Origin of the sequence: Pseudomonas sp. NFPP24, assembly GCF_900112095.1 — a bacterium.
In the GTDB taxonomy this organism is placed as follows: domain Bacteria; phylum Pseudomonadota; class Gammaproteobacteria; order Pseudomonadales; family Pseudomonadaceae; genus Aquipseudomonas; species Aquipseudomonas extremorientalis.
The window spans coordinates 225,087-242,578 of record NZ_FOKD01000007.1 but is presented as its reverse complement, the minus strand read 5'-3'; the positions used below and the strand labels follow the sequence as shown (position 1 = coordinate 242,578).

16 protein-coding genes are annotated in these 17,492 nt (G+C 60.9%); all 16 read right to left on the bottom strand.

The genetic code is table 11. From position 1 onward, the window contains the following. Positions 1-24 precede the first annotated feature (24 nt). The 16 genes from fliJ to BM026_RS17095 all read right to left on the bottom strand — a co-directional run bounded on the left by fliJ (position 25) and on the right by BM026_RS17095 (position 17,492). A complete protein-coding gene (fliJ, locus tag BM026_RS17170; protein WP_093529504.1) occupies positions 25-474 on the bottom strand; it encodes a flagellar export protein FliJ in 450 nt (149 codons plus the stop codon). A gap of 3 nt (positions 475-477) precedes the next feature. After that, the gene (gene fliI, locus BM026_RS17165; RefSeq protein ID WP_071493758.1) at positions 478-1,836 is read right to left on the bottom strand and encodes a flagellar protein export ATPase FliI; all 1,359 of its coding nucleotides are present in this window, start codon (positions 1,834-1,836) and stop codon (positions 478-480) included. Further along, positions 1,826-2,590, bottom strand: coding sequence for a flagellar assembly protein FliH (gene fliH / locus BM026_RS17160; RefSeq protein WP_071491282.1), 765 nt, complete (start codon positions 2,588-2,590; stop codon positions 1,826-1,828). The genes fliI and fliH overlap by 11 nt, the downstream gene beginning before the upstream one ends. Before the next feature lie 10 nt (positions 2,591-2,600). Beyond that, positions 2,601-3,620 (bottom strand): flagellar motor switch protein FliG, encoded by a 1,020-nt coding sequence (fliG, locus tag BM026_RS17155; RefSeq protein WP_010208743.1) that lies wholly within the window; start codon positions 3,618-3,620, stop codon positions 2,601-2,603. After that, a complete protein-coding gene (gene fliF / locus BM026_RS17150) occupies positions 3,613-5,394 on the bottom strand; it encodes a flagellar basal-body MS-ring/collar protein FliF (RefSeq protein WP_092243027.1) in 1,782 nt (593 codons plus the stop codon). The genes fliG and fliF overlap by 8 nt, the downstream gene beginning before the upstream one ends. Positions 5,395-5,410: 16 nt before the next feature. Continuing rightward, positions 5,411-5,740, bottom strand: coding sequence for a flagellar hook-basal body complex protein FliE (gene fliE / locus BM026_RS17145; RefSeq protein WP_015885194.1), 330 nt, complete (start codon positions 5,738-5,740; stop codon positions 5,411-5,413). Positions 5,741-5,872: 132 nt separating this feature from the next. Next, positions 5,873-7,249, bottom strand: coding sequence for a sigma-54-dependent transcriptional regulator (locus BM026_RS17140; protein ID WP_092243024.1), 1,377 nt, complete (start codon positions 7,247-7,249; stop codon positions 5,873-5,875). Between the two features lie 6 nt (positions 7,250-7,255). Beyond that, entirely contained in the window at positions 7,256-8,467 is a 1,212-nt protein-coding gene (locus BM026_RS17135) for a sensor histidine kinase (protein WP_093514081.1), read from the bottom strand. A 110-nt stretch (positions 8,468-8,577) separates the two neighbouring features. Continuing rightward, positions 8,578-10,053 carry a sigma-54 dependent transcriptional regulator gene (locus tag BM026_RS17130; protein ID WP_093122308.1) on the bottom strand — a complete coding sequence of 492 codons (1,476 nt, stop codon included), beginning with the start codon at positions 10,051-10,053 and terminating at the stop codon, positions 8,578-8,580. Positions 10,054-10,223: 170 nt separating this feature from the next. Further along, positions 10,224-10,520, bottom strand: coding sequence for a flagellar protein FliT (locus tag BM026_RS17125; protein ID WP_071491286.1), 297 nt, complete (start codon positions 10,518-10,520; stop codon positions 10,224-10,226). A gap of 26 nt (positions 10,521-10,546) precedes the next feature. Continuing rightward, complete coding sequence (fliS, locus tag BM026_RS17120) at positions 10,547-10,951, bottom strand: flagellar export chaperone FliS (RefSeq protein ID WP_058424915.1); 405 nt, start codon at positions 10,949-10,951, stop codon at positions 10,547-10,549. Positions 10,952-11,092: 141 nt separating this feature from the next. Continuing rightward, a complete protein-coding gene (gene fliD / locus BM026_RS17115) occupies positions 11,093-12,496 on the bottom strand; it encodes a flagellar filament capping protein FliD (protein WP_093529501.1) in 1,404 nt (467 codons plus the stop codon). Positions 12,497-12,577: 81 nt separating this feature from the next. After that, entirely contained in the window at positions 12,578-12,928 is a 351-nt protein-coding gene (locus BM026_RS17110) for a flagellar protein FlaG (RefSeq protein ID WP_093514003.1), read from the bottom strand. Positions 12,929-13,002: 74 nt separating this feature from the next. After that, positions 13,003-14,418 carry a flagellin N-terminal helical domain-containing protein gene (locus tag BM026_RS17105; RefSeq protein ID WP_071491539.1) on the bottom strand — a complete coding sequence of 472 codons (1,416 nt, stop codon included), beginning with the start codon at positions 14,416-14,418 and terminating at the stop codon, positions 13,003-13,005. A 266-nt stretch (positions 14,419-14,684) separates the two neighbouring features. Beyond that, entirely contained in the window at positions 14,685-15,614 is a 930-nt protein-coding gene (locus BM026_RS17100; RefSeq protein ID WP_058424918.1) for a ketoacyl-ACP synthase III, read from the bottom strand. Positions 15,615-15,890: 276 nt separating this feature from the next. Then, complete coding sequence (locus BM026_RS17095) at positions 15,891-17,492, bottom strand: flagellar hook-associated protein 3 (RefSeq protein ID WP_071491289.1); 1,602 nt, start codon at positions 17,490-17,492, stop codon at positions 15,891-15,893.

Genomic DNA, 17,492 nt, shown 5'->3' with positions numbered 1-17,492 from the left:
AGGTGCAGGGGATGTGGGCAACCTTCAATAGACGTCTTTGCGCGGCAAGCGCTGGGACAGCTCATCGAGCAGCTTCTGCTCGCGCTTGTCTTCAAGCGCCCGCGCTTCGTCGATATAGCGCTGCACCAGCTTGCGCAGACCTTCGACCCGGGCAAACGCGGCCTGCCAGCTCTCACGCGCCTTGTCGAGGTTGTTCTGGTGCCAGGCCAGGCTTTGGCGCTGCTGGCCGACGGCGGTTTCCAACTGGTTGAGAAAGCCCTGGTAACCCATCAGCCATTGGCCAGACACGCCCTTGCTGCCGCGCTCGATCCATTGCTGCTGGTACTCGCCGCGAAAACGCTCCAGGTCGCCCAGCTTGCTTTCCGCCAGGCGGACTTGCCCCTGGAAGTAAGCCAGGCGCTGCACGGCGGTTTTCTCGGCCTTTTCGGCCATGTCCACCACCGGAGCCAGGCGCGCGGCGCGGCTGTTGGCCATGGCTTAGCCGCCCGGCGCCGGGGCGAAGATCGACTGCAGGTGCGCTTCGCTTTCGCCCATGCTGATCTTGTCGTTGAGGCCCTGGCGCAGGTACGTCACCAACTGCGGTTGCAGGGCGATGGCCAGGTCGGTGTCGCGATCACCGCCCGCCACGTAGGCGCCGACGCTGATCAAGTCGCGGCTCTGCTGGTAGCGCGACCACAGCTGCTTGAACTGTTGCGCCCGGGCCATGTGTTCCGGCGTAACCACCGCTGGCATCACCCGGCTGATGGACGCTTCGATGTCGATGGCCGGGTAGTGCCCTTCTTCCGCCAGGCGCCGTGACAGCACAATGTGGCCGTCGAGCACGCCCCGCGCCGAGTCGGCAATCGGGTCCTGCTGGTCATCGCCTTCGGACAATACGGTGTAGAACGCGGTGATCGAGCCACCACCGGCCTCGGCGTTACCGGCGCGCTCCACCAGCTTGGGCAGTTTGGCGAACACCGACGGCGGGTAACCCTTGGTCGCCGGCGGTTCGCCGATGGCCAGGGCGATTTCCCGCTGGGCCTGGGCGAAACGCGTGAGCGAATCCATCAGCAACAGGACGTTCTTGCCCTTGTCGCGGAAATATTCGGCGATGCGCGTGCAGTACATGGCGGCGCGCAACCGCATCAGCGGCGCATCGTCCGCTGGGGATGCAACCACCACCGAGCGCTTGAGGCCTTCTTCGCCGAGACTGTGCTCGATGAATTCCTTCACCTCGCGGCCCCGTTCGCCGATCAGCCCGACCACGATGATGTCGGCCTCGGTAAAGCGCGTCATCATGCCCAGCAACACCGATTTACCCACGCCGGTACCGGCGAACAGGCCCAGACGCTGGCCACGGCCGACCGTCAATAATCCGTTGATGCTGCGAATGCCAACGTCCAGCGGCACGCTGATGGGGTTGCGGTTGAGCGGGTTGATGGTGGGACCGTCCATCGGCACCCAGTCTTCGGCCTTCATGCCGCCCTTGCCGTCCAGCGCACGACCGGCGCCGTCGAGTACGCGACCGAGCATGCTCATGCCCATCGGCAGGCGGCCGGTGTCGGCCAACGGCACCACACGGGCACCTGGGGCAATGCCCGCCAGGCTGCCCACGGGCATCAGGAAAATCTTGCTGCCGGAAAAGCCCATCACTTCGGCTTCGACCTGCACCGGGTGGTAGCTGTCGTCGTTGATCACCATGCAGCGGCTGCCCATGGCGGCGCGCAGGCCTTCGGCCTCAAGGGTCAGGCCGACCATGCGCAGCAGGCGTCCTTCGAGGATCGGCTGGCCGGGCAACTCCGTGGCCTCGGCGTAACCGCCCAGGCGCTTGGCGAAGCTGGTGCGGTCAAGGCGCATCGACGGCGTCCAGGTCCACGCTCAGATCAGGCTCGGCCGGGTGCAGGGCCTGTTCGTGGAGCTGATCAAACAGCTTGGCCATGATCTGGCTGATGCGGGTCTCCACCGTGGCATCGATGCGACTGTGTTCGGTTTCGACGCGGCAACCACCGGGCTGCAACGACGCGTCTTCGACGATGCGCCAGGTTTCTTCATGACGCTCGCGCAGGGCCTTGACCTGTTCGAAATCCTGCGGGTTGATATACAGCCGCACGTTGCCGACGCCCAGGGGCAGCAGCTTGAGGGCTTCGCGCATCACGCTTTCGATATGACTGGAATCCAGCGCCAATTCGCGCTGGATCACCTGGCGGGCGATGTGCTGCACCAGGTCGACCATGGCCTTTTCGATCTGCGAATCCTGCTCGGCGATGGGGTCGAACAGCGTGCCCATCAAGCGTTCCAGGCTGGCCAGCTTGACGCTCAGGGCTTCCTCGGCCTCCTGGCGCACCTTGAGGGTGGTGCTGCGAAAACCGTCTTTTTCACCCGCCGCGAAGCCTTCGTTGTAGGCCTCCTGGCGGATGGCTTCCAGCTCTTCCAGGGTCAGTGGCTGGACTTCATCCAGCGGCACTTCTTCCATTTCCACCGGAGGTTCTTCCACCGGTTCCGGCTCGGGTTCGGGCACATGCGGGTCGAAGCTGGGCAACGACCAGATGTCGAACCCACCGACGTCCCGTGCGCGAATCAGATCGCTGGGCGCCTCATCTTTGTTCGACATGGGAAGCGCCTTAGATCATTTCTTCGCCGCCCTTCCCGCCGAGAACGATTTCTCCGGCTTCGGCCATACGGCGGGCAATGGTGAGGATTTCTTTCTGCGCGGTTTCCACGTCGCTGACGCGTACCGGGCCCTTGGCTTCCAGGTCGTCGCGCAACAGTTCCGAGGCACGCTTGGACATGTTCTTGAAGATCTTCTCTTTGACGTTCTCGTCCGAACCCTTGAGGGCCAGCACCAGCACGTCCGAGGACACTTCGCGCAGCAACGCCTGGATGCCGCGGTCGTCGACATCGGAGAGGTTGTTGAACACGAACATGAGGTCTTCGATCTGACCGGACAGGGTGTCGTCGATCTCGCGGATCGAGTCCATCAACTGGCCTTCGACCGAGCTGTCGAGGAAGTTCATGATGTCAGCCGCACGCTTGATACCACCCAGGGTGGTGCGCGAGGCGTTCGAGTTGCCGGAGAACTGCTTCTCCAGAATCGTGTTGAGTTCTTTCAGCGCCGCCGGCTGCACGGTGTTCAGCGACGACACGCGCAGGATGATGTCCAGGCGCACTTTATGGTCGAAGTGGCCGAGCACTTCACCGGCCTGGTCGGGGTCGAGATACGCCACCACGATCGCCTGGATCTGCGGGTGTTCGTAGCGGATCACGTCGGCGACGGCACGCGGCTCCATCCATTTCAGGCTGTCGAGGCCGCTGGTGTTGCCACCGAGCAGGATGCGGTCGATCAGGCCGTTGGCCTTGTCTTCGCCCAGGGCCGAGGTGAGCATCTTGCGGATGTAGCTGTCGGAGCCGACGCCCAGGCTGGTCTGGTCGCCGACGATCTCGACGAACTCGCTCATCACCTGCTCGACCTGCTCGCGGTGCACATTGCGCATCTGCGCCATGGCCACGCCCACCCGTTGAACCTCTTTGGGCCCCATGTGGCGCAGCACTTGGGCGGCGTCGGTTTCACCCAGGGACAGCAGCAGGACTGCGGCTTTGTCGACCTTGGTGAGCTTGGCAACAGCGGCTCGATTATCACTCATCTGCGTTGATCCACTCTTTCACGACCTGGGCCACACGGCCCGGGTCTTCTGCCACCAGACTCTTGATTGCGTTCAGCTGAGCGTCGTAACCCTCGCTCGGGCTTGGCAACAGGATGCTTTGCGGGCCGCCGAGGCTGACGCGGTCGTTGGCCAGTTCGCCGTCCAGGCCGCCCATGCCACCCAACTCGACGTCGCTGCCACCATAGGCCGCCAGTTGTTTCTTGCCGTTGCCGGTGATGTTGTTGAGCACCGGGCGCAGCACGCCGAACACCAGCACCAGGATGAACAACACACCCAGCACCTGCTTGACGATGTCCCAGAACCACGGCTGCGAGTAGAACGCCGGCTCGGCGATCACTTCGCCACGCTCGGCAGAGAACGGCATGTTGATCACGCTGACGCTGTCACCCCGGCTGGCGTCAAAACCGACGGCGTCCTGCACCAGGCGCGTGAAGCGCGCCAATTCGTCGGCGCTCCATGGGGCACGGGTAACGGCGCCATCGGCGGCATTGACCTTGACCTGGTCATCCACCACCACCGATACCGACAGGCGATTGACGCGGCCTTGTTGCTGCTTGGTATGGCTGATGGAACGGTCGAGTTCGAAGTTCTTGGTCGACTGGTTACGCTTGTCCGCCGGGTACGGCGCGAGCATCGGCTGCCCAGTGGCCGGGTCCATGATCTGTTGGCCATTGGCGTCCAGCAGCGGCTGGCCTGGCTGGATGGCGCCAGCGCTGGCCGTAGCGCCACCGGTGGTTTGCGGAGCCGAGGCCGGGGCCGGCGGCTGGTTGCTCAGGGCGCCCGGTACGCCTTGTGGCGGGCCGTTGGCAGCGGTGCGTTGTTCGCTGGTGGACTGCTCGCTGCGCAACGCCGGCTGGTCCGGGTTGAACTGCTCGGAGGTCGATTCGACGGCGCTGAAGTCCACATCGGCGGACACTTCCGCCTTGTAGCGGTCGTTGCCCAGCACCGGCTGCAGGATGTTGTGCACACGCTGGGTGAGCATGCTTTCCACACGACGGCTGTAGTCGAACTGCTTGCCGGCCTGGGTCAGCGCGGAGTTTTCCGCCTGGTCGGACAGCAGGTTGCCCTTCTGGTCGACCACGGTGATTTGCGACTTGCTCAGCTCAGGCACGCTGGTGGCGACCAGGTTGACGATCGCCAGCACCTGGCCTGGCTCCAGGGAGCGGCCGGCAAACAGTTCCACCAATACCGAGGCACTGGGCTTGCGCTCATCGCGCACAAACACCGAGCTTTTCGGAATGGCCAGGTGCACGCGGGCACCCTTGACGTTGTTCAGGCTGGAGATGGTGCGCGCCAGTTCGCCTTCCAGACCGCGACGGTAGCGGGTGGCTTCCATGAACTGGCTGGTGCCCAGGCCCTGGTCCTTGTCGAGGATTTCGAAACCGATATTGGCGTCGGACGGGGTGACGCCGGCCGCCGCGAGTTTCATGCGTGCACGGGCCACATCGTCGGCCTTGACCAGCAGCGCCCCGGAGTTGGGCTCCACGGTGTAGGCGATGTCGGCGGCGGCCAGGGTTTCCATGATCTGCTTGGAATCCATGCCCGCCAGGCTGCCGTAGAGCGGCCGGTAATCCGGTTGCTGCGACCACAGCACCACGGCAAAACCAATCGCCACGCTCGCTGCCAGGCCGACCATCAGGCCCACCTGACGCAACATGGTCATTTCGGAGAGGTTTTCCAGGAACGACAGGCCAAACAGCGGCGGCTTGCCGTCTGCCTTGGCGGGTGCGTTGTCCACGACTGCTTCTGCCATGACTTAAATCTCGTCCTTAAACCGGCATCTGCATGATGTCTTGGTAAGCCTGAACCAGCTTGTTACGCACCTGGGTCAACGCCTGGAACGACACACTGGCCTTTTGCGAGGCGACCATCACATCGGTGAGGTCCACGCCGCTTTTGCCGATCTCGAACGCGTTGGCCAATTGGCTGGAGGCTTGCTGGGTATCACTGACTTTGTTGATGGCCTGGCCGAGCATGTCGGCGAAGCTGCTTTGGCCCAATTCCGGCGCAGGCGCGACGGATTTCGGTTGAGCCATGGCATCCATTTGCATGGAGCGCATATCCAACATCAACCGATTGAACTCAATACCCTGGCTCATGAACTTCTCTCTCCGACAACCCGCATGTTTTTTGACGCTACGCCGCAATTACTAGGTGAAGTAGCAACAAGGGTGCCAGCTCTGGTTCAACTCGTAAGAAAAGGCGACAAACCTTGTCCGCCTTGTTACCGATTATGTGGCGAACAGATATGCCTCGACGTCCATGCCGGCGTCACGCATCTGCGCCAGCTTGTAGCGCAAGGTCCGCGGGCTGATCCCCAGGCGCTCGGCGGCCTCTTTGCGGCGGCCGCGCTCGGCGCGCAGGGTGTCGATGATCATCTGGAATTCGCGGCGACGCAGGTCGTCGCCCAACGCACCGGCGGTTTCGGTTTCGACCACCACGGGCGCAGGCGCCAGGGTCGGCAGCGGCGCAACCCCGCTGCCCATGGCCAGGCAGAAATCCTGGGGCTGGATCAGGCCGCCCTGCTGCAGGATCAACGCACGCTGGATGGCGTTGTCCAGTTCCCGGACGTTTCCCGGCCACGGATAGGCGACCAGGCAAGCCTGGGCCTCGGCCGACAGGCGTGCCTGGGCATGCTTCATTTTTTTGACGTGGTTGCCCAGCAGGCGCTCGGCCAGTGGAATGATGTCCGCCGGGCGCTCGCGCAACGGGCGCCAGGCCAGGGGAAAGACCGAGAGACGGTAGAACAAGTCTTCACGGAAGCGCCCCGCCGCCACTTCGCCCGCCAGGTCACGGTTGGTGGTGGCGACCACGCGGATATCCAGCTGGATCGGCTTGCGTGCGCCAACGCGCTCTACTTCACGCTCTTGCAGCACCCGCAGCAACTTGGCTTGCAGGCCCAGGGGCATTTCCGAAATTTCATCGAGCAAAATCGTGCCGCCATCCGCCTGCTCGAACTTGCCCGCCTGAGCCGCAATAGCGCCGGTGAACGAGCCTTTTTCGTGGCCGAACAGCGTGGCTTCGAGCATGTTGTCGGGGATCGCCGCGCAGTTGATTGCGATAAACGGCTGCTTGGCGCGGGTCGATTGCTGGTGGATGTAGCGGGCCAGCACCTCCTTGCCGGTGCCGGACTCGCCGGAAATCAGCACGGTGGAATCACTGCGCGCCACGCGGGCAGCCAGCTCCAGCAATTGTGCGCTGGCCGGTTCGAAGGCAATCGGACCTTCGCCGTCGCTGGCCGGGATCACGCCCAGGGCATGCCGTGCGACCAGTTCGATCAAGGCTTTGGGTTCGAACGGTTTGACCAGGTAATCCGCCGCACCCTGGCGCATCGCGTCGACTGCACGTTCCACAGCGCCGTGGGCGGTCATCAGCAACACCGGCAACTGTGGCTGACGCGCGCGCAGCACACCGAGCAACTGGTGGCCGTCCATGCCCGGCATGTTCACGTCGCTCACCACCAGGCTGAAGGACTCTTGCTCCACCGCCTCCAAGGCGTCCTCGGCAGAACCGACCGCCCGGTAGTCATGGCCCGCCAACAGCAGCGTGTCAGCCAATGCTTCACGCAGCGCGCGATCGTCTTCCACCAACAGAACCTTGATAGCCATAACCGCTTACTCCGTGCTTGCCGCGCATGAAAACAGCGGCAAGGTCATCAATGCACAGGTGCCACGCCCGACACGGGAATGCAGCTGCAATTCTCCCTGATGGGCACGCGCCACTGCCTTGACCACGGTCAGGCCCAGCCCGGTACCGTTGGTCTTGGTGGTGAAAAAAGGTTCGCCCAGGCGCTGCAATACGGCAGGCTCGATACCGCTGCCGCTGTCGCTGATGCATAGGCGCAGGGTTTGCTCGCGGTTGTACAGGTGCACCTTGAGCCGCGCACCAGGGCCGCTGGCCTGGGTGGCGTTTTCGATCAGGTTGAGCAGCGAACCGACAAGGGTGTCGCGGTTGCACAGCAGCTCGCCGAGATGGCTGTCGCACTGCCAACGCACTTGCACGTCTTGAATGTGGGTGGCGGCCGCCGCTTGCAGCGCCTGCATCAACTCGGTAGGTGTGATGCGGTCGGTCAGCGGCAATTCACCACGGGCAAACACCAGCATGTCGCGCACCTGGTGCTCCAACTCATGCAGGCGCTCCTTGAGGCGCCCGGCAAAACGCTGGTGGGTGGCCGCGGGCAATTGTTCGTCAGTCAAATGACTGGCGTAGATCAACGCCGCCGACAGTGGCGTGCGGATCTGATGCGCCAGGGAAGCGACCATGCGCCCCAGCGAGGACAAACGTTCGTGGCGCGCCAATTGATCTTGCAGGTGACGGGTTTCAGTCAGGTCGTTGAGCAGCACCAACTGGCCCGGCTCCGCGTCCAGGGCGCGCGTGGCGATGGACAAGCGGCGACCGTCCTTGAGCGAAATTTCATGGCCATCGTCTTCACGCGGCGCAAAGCAGCGGGTGATTACGTGACGCCACAGCTCGCCTTCCAGAGGCAGGCCAAGCATGTCACAGGCCGCCGGGTTGGCTTCACGCACGCGGCCTTCTTCGTCGATGACGATCACGCCACCGGGCAACAGCGACAGCAGGTTTTGCAGGCGGTTGGCCAGGCGCTCCTTCTCGGCCAACTCTTCCATGCGCTGGGCACTGACCACCGCCAACTCGCCCTTGAGCTCCGAAACACGGGCTTCGAGCAGGCTGTAGGAATCGGTCAATTGGCTGGACATCTGGTTGAACAGCGAAAACGCCTGCTCCAGGCCCTGGCGGCTTTGCTGTTCTACAGAGGGAACCAGGCCTGCAATGGCAGGACTGGAAGAATGTTGGGCGGCGTGGGGCATCATGCTCTCTCGCTTGGCTGACCGTCAGTTAAACGGAACGTTGCGAGGGCTGTAGCAATACCCGTGCCGAAAAAAAACCACTGAAGTTTCAGTGATTTAAAAAACAGGCGTCAATCATCCGCCTGTTCGTCACCTTCTTTGCGGCTCATGCCGTACTTGCGCATCTTCTCCACCAGGGTGGTTCGACGAATGCGCAGGCGCTCGGCGGCACGGGCGACGATGCCGTTGGCGTCGTCCAGAGCCTGCTGGATCAGGCCTTGCTCCAGGTTGCCGAGGTAGTCCTTCAAGTCCAGGCCTTCGGGCGGCAGCATGGCGGTAGAGCCGAAGTCCGGGGCATGACCGTTGATGGCCACCCGCTCCTCCAGGTCGCTGCGCAGGCTGTCGACCAGTTGCTCGTCTTCGTCGTCGACGTAGCGGAATTTCTTCGGCAGCTCGACCACGCCGATCACACCGTAGGGGTGCATGATCGCCATGCGCTCCACCAGGTTGGCCAGCTCGCGCACGTTGCCCGGCCAGCCGTGGCGGCACAGGGACATGATTGCGGCGGAATTGAAACGGATCGAACCGCGCTTTTCGTGCTCCATGCGCGAGATCAGTTCGTTCATCAGCAACGGGATGTCCTCCACGCGCTCGCGCAGCGGGGCCATCTCGATCGGGAATACGTTGAGGCGGTAGTACAGGTCTTCGCGGAAGCTGCCGACCTCGATCATGCTTTCGAGGTTCTTGTGGGTGGCCGCGATGATGCGCACGTCAACGCTCTGGGTCTTGTTGCTGCCCACGCGCTCGAAGGTACGCTCCTGCAACACGCGCAGCAGCTTGACCTGCATCGGCAGCGGCATGTCGCCGATCTCGTCGAGGAACAGGGTGCCGCCGTTGGCCAGCTCGAAACGCCCGGCACGGCTGGTGATCGCCCCGGTAAAGGCGCCCTTCTCGTGGCCGAACAATTCGCTTTCAAGCAGCTCTGCCGGAATCGCCCCGCAGTTGACCGGCACAAAGGGCCCGTCGCGGCGCTTGGAGTGATAGTGCAGGTTGCGCGCAACCACTTCCTTGCCGGTGCCCGACTCGCCGAGGATCAACACGCTGGCGTCGGTATCGGCCACTTGCTGCATCATCTGGCGCACGTGCTGGATGGCGCGGCTGGTGCCGACCAGGCTGCGGAACAGGTTGGGTTCGCGATGGCGACCGCGCTCGCGGGCCTGGTCGTACATCTCGCGATAGACCTGGGCACGGTGCAGGGAGTCGAGCAATTTGCTGTAGCTGGGCGGCATTTCAAGGGTGGAAAGCACCCGGCGGCGCTGGTCTTCTGGCAGTTCGACAGAAGAAATATCGCCCATCAGCAACACGGGAAGGAACTCATCCCAGGTTGACAGTGTCTTTAACAAGCCCAAAACAGCGCCAGGAGCGTTTACCGTCCCGATCAGCACACAAATGACTTCACGGCTCGATGACAATGAGCTGACCGCCTGCTGCCAGTCATGGCTGCCGCAGGGCAAATTTTCTTCGCCAAGAAAATTCAAAATCACCGCTAAATCGCGGCGGCGGACGCTATCGTCATCAATCAGCAGAATTTTGGTTTCACGCCACATGCAATAGCAACTTCCCTAGTAAAACTTCCTGCCCCGAAGTGAGGGCAATCGAGACGCCTGTAAGACTTTGTACCTTACTAGACGTCTGAAATCTGAAAACAGCACTAGTTAAGTCAAAAATGCTGGCACAGTCAAATATATGACGCGCCCATCGGACCAACTGCGGCTCTTCAGCCGAACAGATGGTAAACCTTTGACGCATTTTTCGCTTGGTTGATCTGCGACATCTCCTCGAAAATCGCCTGCCGCTCGCCCGTCGTCACCTCGAGCAATTGCTGGTAAACCGCCAGCAGCCCCTCAAGCTTTTCGCGCAACGCATCCTCGTCTACCGGCGCTTCGCTGAGCACCTCGTCGATGACATGACGACAGCCCAGGTCCAGTTCGCCGATGGCGTCCCAGTTGCGGTCCGCCAGCGCGCCCATCAGCGCCTCACGGGTTTCATCAATGCGTTGCAATGCTTGGCTCATGACGTGTTCCTCAAGGCCGCTTGGCCTTATTGTGCAGCGCCTTGTGGCGCGCCGATGGCATCCCAGCCTTCTTTCACGGTAATCAGCAAACGGGCGACTTCGTCAATCATGTCGGCGTCGTTGTGCAGATTGGCCTCCATCAAACGGTTGGTCATGTACACGTACAGACCTTCCAGTTGCTGAACGTATTCCTTGTTGTCGCTTTTTTCCGCGCTCAGGCCATCACGAAGCCCGATGAGGATGTCGGCGGCCTTGCCCAGCATCAGGCCCTTCGCGGCGATATCACCACGCGCCAACGCACCTTTGGCCTGCGCCATACGGTCGAGCCCACCCTCCATCAGCATTTGCACCAGGCGGTGCGGGCTGGCTTCGGAGATCTGGGCATGGGAATTGACCTTCTGGTATTGGCGAAGGGCTCTCATGGGATTCATTTTTCTACCTCGTGACAGGCAACAGCGAGATGGGTTGCAGTAACCATTATGTCGACTGGATCGCAAAAAACTTTAACCCGTCGGCCTTATGAAGAACAAAGCCCAGGTCAATGGACCCGGGCTTTTTCAATCCGCATTCAATCAGCTATCACTGCTTTGTGATTTGCTGATGGCATTTAGCGTACCGAGGATACTGTTGCTCTGCTGGCGCAGTTGCGCCACCAGCGTATCCATGGCGGTGTACTTGCGGGTCAAGGCGTCTTGCATGGTGGTGAGGCGATCATCCAGAGCGACCTGCTGTTTGTTCAGGTCTTTGAGGCTGTCCGACAAGGATGCCGAACGCGTCGCCAGAATCCCCGTACTGGCCTTGGCATAACCATCGGTCGCCGCTGTCAGGCGCGCAAGCAAACCGTTCTTGCCACTGAAAATACTGTTGATGTCGGCGGCGTTGGTCAGTACGGCCTTGTCCCACTGCTTGGCATCGATGCTCAGCGCGCCGGTGTCCTGGTCGGTGGTAACACCGAACTGGGCCAGGGATTTCAAGGTGCCGTTGCCGGACAATGCGTTGAACTCGTTGCGGATCGCCGCCTGCAAGGTGCGCATGGTCGAGTCGCCGGTCAAGGTGGCGGCGACGGAGTTACCGGCGGCATCCTTGGTCACCTTGGTCTCGGCGTTCATCGCCTTGAGCAGGGCGTTGTAGGTGTCGACGAAGCCCTTGACCCCGGACTTGAGGGCGGTGGTGCTGGTGCTGACGGAAATGGTCAAAGCATTGCGAGCCGTAGACGCGGTATCCGAAGGCGTGGTCAAGGGCGACACAGAGAGCAACTTGATGCTCACACCACTCACTGCATCCGTGATGCTGTTGGTCTTGGACTCTGCAGCAATACCGTCAATGGTGTACTTGGCGTTCTTCGGCTCGCTGACCACTGTGTAACCGGTATCAATCCCCGAGTTGCCCGACATCGTCAGATCGGAACCAACACCGGAGTTGGTGGAGGTCAGGATAAGACGCGAACCATTGGAGTCGGTGAGGATGTTGGCACTCAGGCCTGCGGTGCCGAACTGCGAGTTGATCGAGTCACGCACCTGTTGCAGGGTCGCGCCGGCCGGCACCTTCAGGTCGAAGTTCTTGCCAGACTGGCTGATCGTCAGCGTCGTTGGGGTGGTGCCACTGTTCACGACCGTCGACTGGCCGCTGGCGAAGCTCTTGGTCGACAGCTTCGACGGCGTCGCCAACTGGTTGACGACCAGCGAGAAGCTACCGCTCGCCGCACCCTGGTTGGCCGTCATGGTGGCGACCTTTTCGTCCGAAGACGTACCGGTCAAGCCACTGAAGCTGTTATCGGTGCCCATGTTGGCCAGCGCACCCCGGAAGGCATCCAGGGCTGCCTGGATCTTGCCGATCGACGACAGCTGGGTGGTTGCCTTTTGCGACTGGATGTTGATCTGAGCCTGCTTAGGCGCTCGCTCGGCATCCACCAGGGATTTCACAATCGCCTGAGTGTCGAAACCCGACCCCACGCCGGTAATCGTTGTACCCGCCATCATCTTTCTCCTGTTCCGGTGGCTGCCGTTATCTTGACGACTAGCGCTTCAAGCGGTGACAGCAACAAGTTTCATGCCAGTTCACGCCTTGTCGTCAAACAACACATGACTGGCGCTGGCCAGACTCTGTGCCAGTTTCAAGGCCGTTTCCGAAGGAATCTGTCGGATCACTTCACCGGTGTCGGTGGCAATGACCTTGACTACAACCCTATGGGTGGAATCGTCAATGGAAAAGTCCAGGTTGCGCTGGGCCGCTTGTACGAATTCTTTAATATCGGTGACCGCTTTTTCCAGGCTGTCCTTTTGGGACTTGCCTGCGGTTGGCGCGGCCGCTTCAACCTTAGTCTTGTCTTTATCCGCAACCACAGGTGCCGGCGAGCCTTGAGAGGCCAGCGGCGGATAAGACAAGTTCAGTTTTACACTCATGTCCATGCCCAATCTCCTCTGATTGGAAAAGACGAAAGGGCACGTAAACGCGCCCTTCCGTCATTCACCACGTGCCGCTATTACTGAAGCAGCTTCAGTACAGCGGATGGCAGTTGGTTAGCCTGCGACAGGATCGCAGTGGAAGCCGACTGCAGGGTTTGCTGCTTGGTCAGTTCAGCGGCTTCGGAAGCGAAGTCGACGTCCTGAACGGTGGAGCGGGCAGCGGTGCTGTTTTTCTGGATGTTGGACAGGTTGTCTACAGTGCTGGTCAGACGGTTCTGTACCGCACCCAGGCCCGAACGGGAGCTGGAGATGGTAGCGATAGCCTGGTCGATCACGGACACAGCGTTCTGGGCCTTGGTGGCGTCAGTCACGTCGGTTTGCGAAACGGCGGTCTTGGTCGAAGCAGCTGAAGTAGCGGCACCGAAGATACCGGTCACACCAGCGCCTTCCAGGGAGTAGCCCTTGGCGGAGTCCATGTTCACAGCACCGGTAGCGATGATGCCGTCAGCCAGGGCAGTAGCAGTGCCGTAGGTGCCCGAACCGTCTTTGGTGGCAACAGTGATGGTGCCGGCAGCGGTCGAAGCGCTGAAGGCCAGGTTTTCACCGGTGTCGGATTTAACCGACAGAGTGCCTTTGGATTGGTCGTAGTTAACGCTGATGCCCAGTTTGGCGGAGTTGGACTTCAACTGATCAGCCAGGCTGGCAGTGTCGGTGACGCCGACGAACGTGGTGGCTTGGCCGCCAACGGTCATGGTGAACGAAGCTGGAGCGGTAGCAGCACCGGCGCCAACTACAAACTGAGCTTCAGTGCTGGCGGTAGCGTTCAGGCCACCGATGGCGCCGTTCAGTTGTGCGGCGATGGTTTTAGCGGAAGCAGCAGCTGCTACAGTGACGTTGGCAGTCTGGCCGTTACCGGTTACTGCGATTGCGCCGCCAGCTACACCAGCACCTGGAGCGATACCGATGCTCTTGATTTGCTGCGAACCGATGTTGTTGGCAGCAACGTTGTCCAGGGACAGGTTGATGGTTTCGTTAGCGTTGGCGCCAACCTGGATCGACTTGGTACCGTACGAACCGTCCAGCAGCTTCTGGCCACCGAAAGTAGTGGTCTGGGCGATACGGGTCAGTTCCGAAGTCAGGGCCTGGTATTCGTCGTTGTTCGACTTACGGTCGTCGGTGCTCAGGGAGCCGGTCGCCGAGGACAGAGCCAGGGTACGCATTTTTTGCAGAATGTCGGTCGAAGCCTGCATTGCGCCTTCAGCGGTCTGCGCGATGGAGATACCATCGTTGGCGTTCTTTACAGCTTGACCCAGGCCGTTGATCTGGCTGGTCATACGGGTGGCGATACCCAGGCCGGCGGCGTCGTCTTTAGCGCTGTTGATACGCAGGCCGGAAGACAGGCGCTGCATGGAAGTGGCCAGGGCGCCGCCAGCTTTGTTCAGGTTGCCCTGAGTAGTGATCGAAGCAATGTTGGTGTTTACTGTTAAAGCCATGACGAAATCCTCGTTGGATGGATACTGCGGCTTCCGGCCCTGGCAACCGCCGGGTGTGGCCTGAGAACCTACGTAATAGTTATCGTCGTGGTAGCCGGTTGCTTGAGGATTTTTTTCGATTTTTTTGCTGGCGTCGTGCCACTCCTTGCAATTCAAGGGCTTACGCAGGCAAAAAAGCCTGCTTTCATTGGGTTTTCTGGCGCCAAATAAAAAACGCCGATGCTCTTTCAAGCATCGGCGTTTTTTTGTGCTACCGGTTCAAGGTGTCACGGACGATAGAGAATCGCCGAGCCCCACGACAGGCCCACACCAAAACCGCTGATGGCCACGCGTTTCCAGGTGGCGTCCATCACATGCTTTTCCAGCAGCAGCGGAATGCTCGACGACACCGTGTTGCCGGTCTCGACCATGTCCTTGATGAACTTGTCCACCGGCGCATCTTCAAAACGACGCGCTACGGCGTCGACAATCGCCGCACTGCCCTGGTGAATGCAGAAGGCATCGATGTCGTCGGCCTTTAGGTCCGACTCATCGAGCAGCTCATGCAAATGCGCAGGCACCTTGAGCAAGGCGAAGTTGAACACTTGGCGGCCGTTCATGAAGAACACACCGTCGCTGACCTTCAGGTGCGGGGCGCCGGAACCGTCGGTGCCGAACTTGGACTTGCCGAGCAACCACGGCGCATCTTCGCCCATCCAGGTGGCGGTGGCGGCATCGCCGAACAGCATGGTGGTGTTGCGGTCTTCCGGGTCGACGATCTTCGAATACGGGTCGGCAGTGACCAGCAGGCCATTCTTCAGGCCAGCGGCTTCCATGAAACCCTTCATCGCGTAGATGCCGTAGACGTAGCCGGAACAGCCCAGGGAAATATCGAAGGCTGCAACGTGGGTCGGCAGGCCGAGCTTGTCCTGGACGATGGCAGCCGTGTGCGGCAGGCCCTCTTCATCGCCGTTCTGGGTGACGACGATCAGCGCGTCGATGGACTCGCGTTTCAGATCCGGGTTGTTGGCAAACAAAGCGTTGACCGCCTCGACACACAGATCGGAGGTTTCCTGCGCGGCTTCCTTGCGCGGCAGGAACGCCGACCCGATCTTGCCAATGATGAATTCTTCATCCTTGGCGAATTTGGCACCCTGGGCGTAGTTATCGATCCCGTCTGCCGGCACGTAACTGGCGATGCTTTTTATGCCAATCATTGTGGCTTCCCAATACTAAATAGCTGGAGAACACCCCTGGGACTACGCCCGGAGTGCTGACAATAAAGGGGATAACCCCATAAAAATCTCGCTGAAAGCCGCCACGCAAGGACCCTGTGACGACTTATCCTTTTCACACGATACAGTGAAGATGCGCTTTATGACTCACAGGTCACTCAATTTTGTGTGCTTTATGCAAAACCTTCAAACAATTAAACCCCAAAAACGACAACGGCCCGCCGTGTTTCCAGGGCGGGCCGCTTGACGTGACGCCACTTACATCTTGTTGAACAGGCTCAACTGCGAGATTTTCACGAACGCCAGTTGGGAGGCTTGCAACATGGTTTGCTGCAGCGCCAGGTTGATGGCCGCCTCACCCATGTCGATGTTGGCCAGATCGCTCATCGTGCTGGTCGTAGCAATGCTGATGCTCGAATTCTCAGTGGCCTGGATCTCCAAGGCATTCTGCCGCGCCCCGACGGAACCCCGCACATTGACGATCTGGGACATCGAATTGGCCAGGTTGGCGATGCTCGAATCAATGGCATCCTTGAGCTTGACCGTCGCTGCCGGATTGCCGTCGGCTGGTGCCTCCAGCGCCTTGCGCAATTGGCCAAGCGTATCCAGCGCATTCTGGGTCTTCTGGGTATTGGCACCCACCGAGAACTGATCGCCTGGCTGCGGCGGGCCGCTGCTCACGTCAAACGTCACGCCGGCCGCCGTCACCGTGGTACCGCCGCCGGTATCGCCGGTGGCGATCGCCTTGCTGGCGCTCGAATAGGGCTGGGCATACACCTCATAGGCCGTCGCGCTGGTGAACTTGATGATCGCCCCGCTGTTGGACGGGAACGTGCTGGCATAGTCCGCCTGGTTGGTGACCTGCGCGCCGGTCAGCTGTGCGCTCGACGTATTGCTCGGCGTGCGCGACACGCTGAACGTGTCCGGCTTGGCCTCCAGGCTGAAGGTACGGTCCTTGACCAACGCATCGGAGTTGGCGCCCGGCGCCACGTCCCCGAGGTTCATGGTGATGTCGAATTTCACCCCCCGCAGTGCAACGCTGGTGCTGCCTTCCTTGGTGGCGTCGAACGTGCCATTGCCCGGTATCTCGGAAGTCACGTCATTGCCGTTCTTGTCAGACACCTTGTATTGCGTGCTGCTGGTAAAGGTCAGCTTGTAAGGCTGGCCGTCGGCGAATTTGTTGGCGTAGTCGCCGCTCGATGTCACCAGCCCGGCCGAAAGCGCCACCTTGTGGTCATTGACCGTAGGCGGCACGGTCTGCGGGTTCGGCGCAACCCAGGGGGCCTGGGTGCGACCGGCGTTGGCCGCGCCTTCAAGGATGGTCTTGCCGGTATCACCCGCGCTGACATTCAGCGTATTGGAAATCTGCAGGCTCAGCGGGGTTTCATCCCCCTGGTAGCTGTAGGTGCCATCGTTGTTGCGCGCATACGGCGGCGTCTGGGTCTTGGAGCCGGAAAACAAGTAGTTGCCGGCCGAGTCCTTGCTGTTGAGCAGGCCCAGGACCTGATCTTCAATCGCACCGACCTCACTGGCAATCGAGCGACGATCAGCATCACTGCCGACACCACCGGCCTTGAGTGCCAGCTCCGTGGCCCGCTGCATGGCTTCACTGATCGCACCTAAAACACTCTCTTCGTTAGTCAGCGAGTTTTTCAAGCTGGTGATGTTGCCAGTGGACTGGGCCACCATGTCTTTCTGCTGCTGCAGCATCAACAACCGCGCCGCCGCCACAGGATCATCCGCGGCGGTCTGTACGCGCACGCCGGAGCTGGCCTGGTCCTGGGCCTTCACCACACCCGAATAGTTATCCGAATACTTGGCGGAACTGGTCTCGAAATACTGCTGTGTAGAAATACGCAT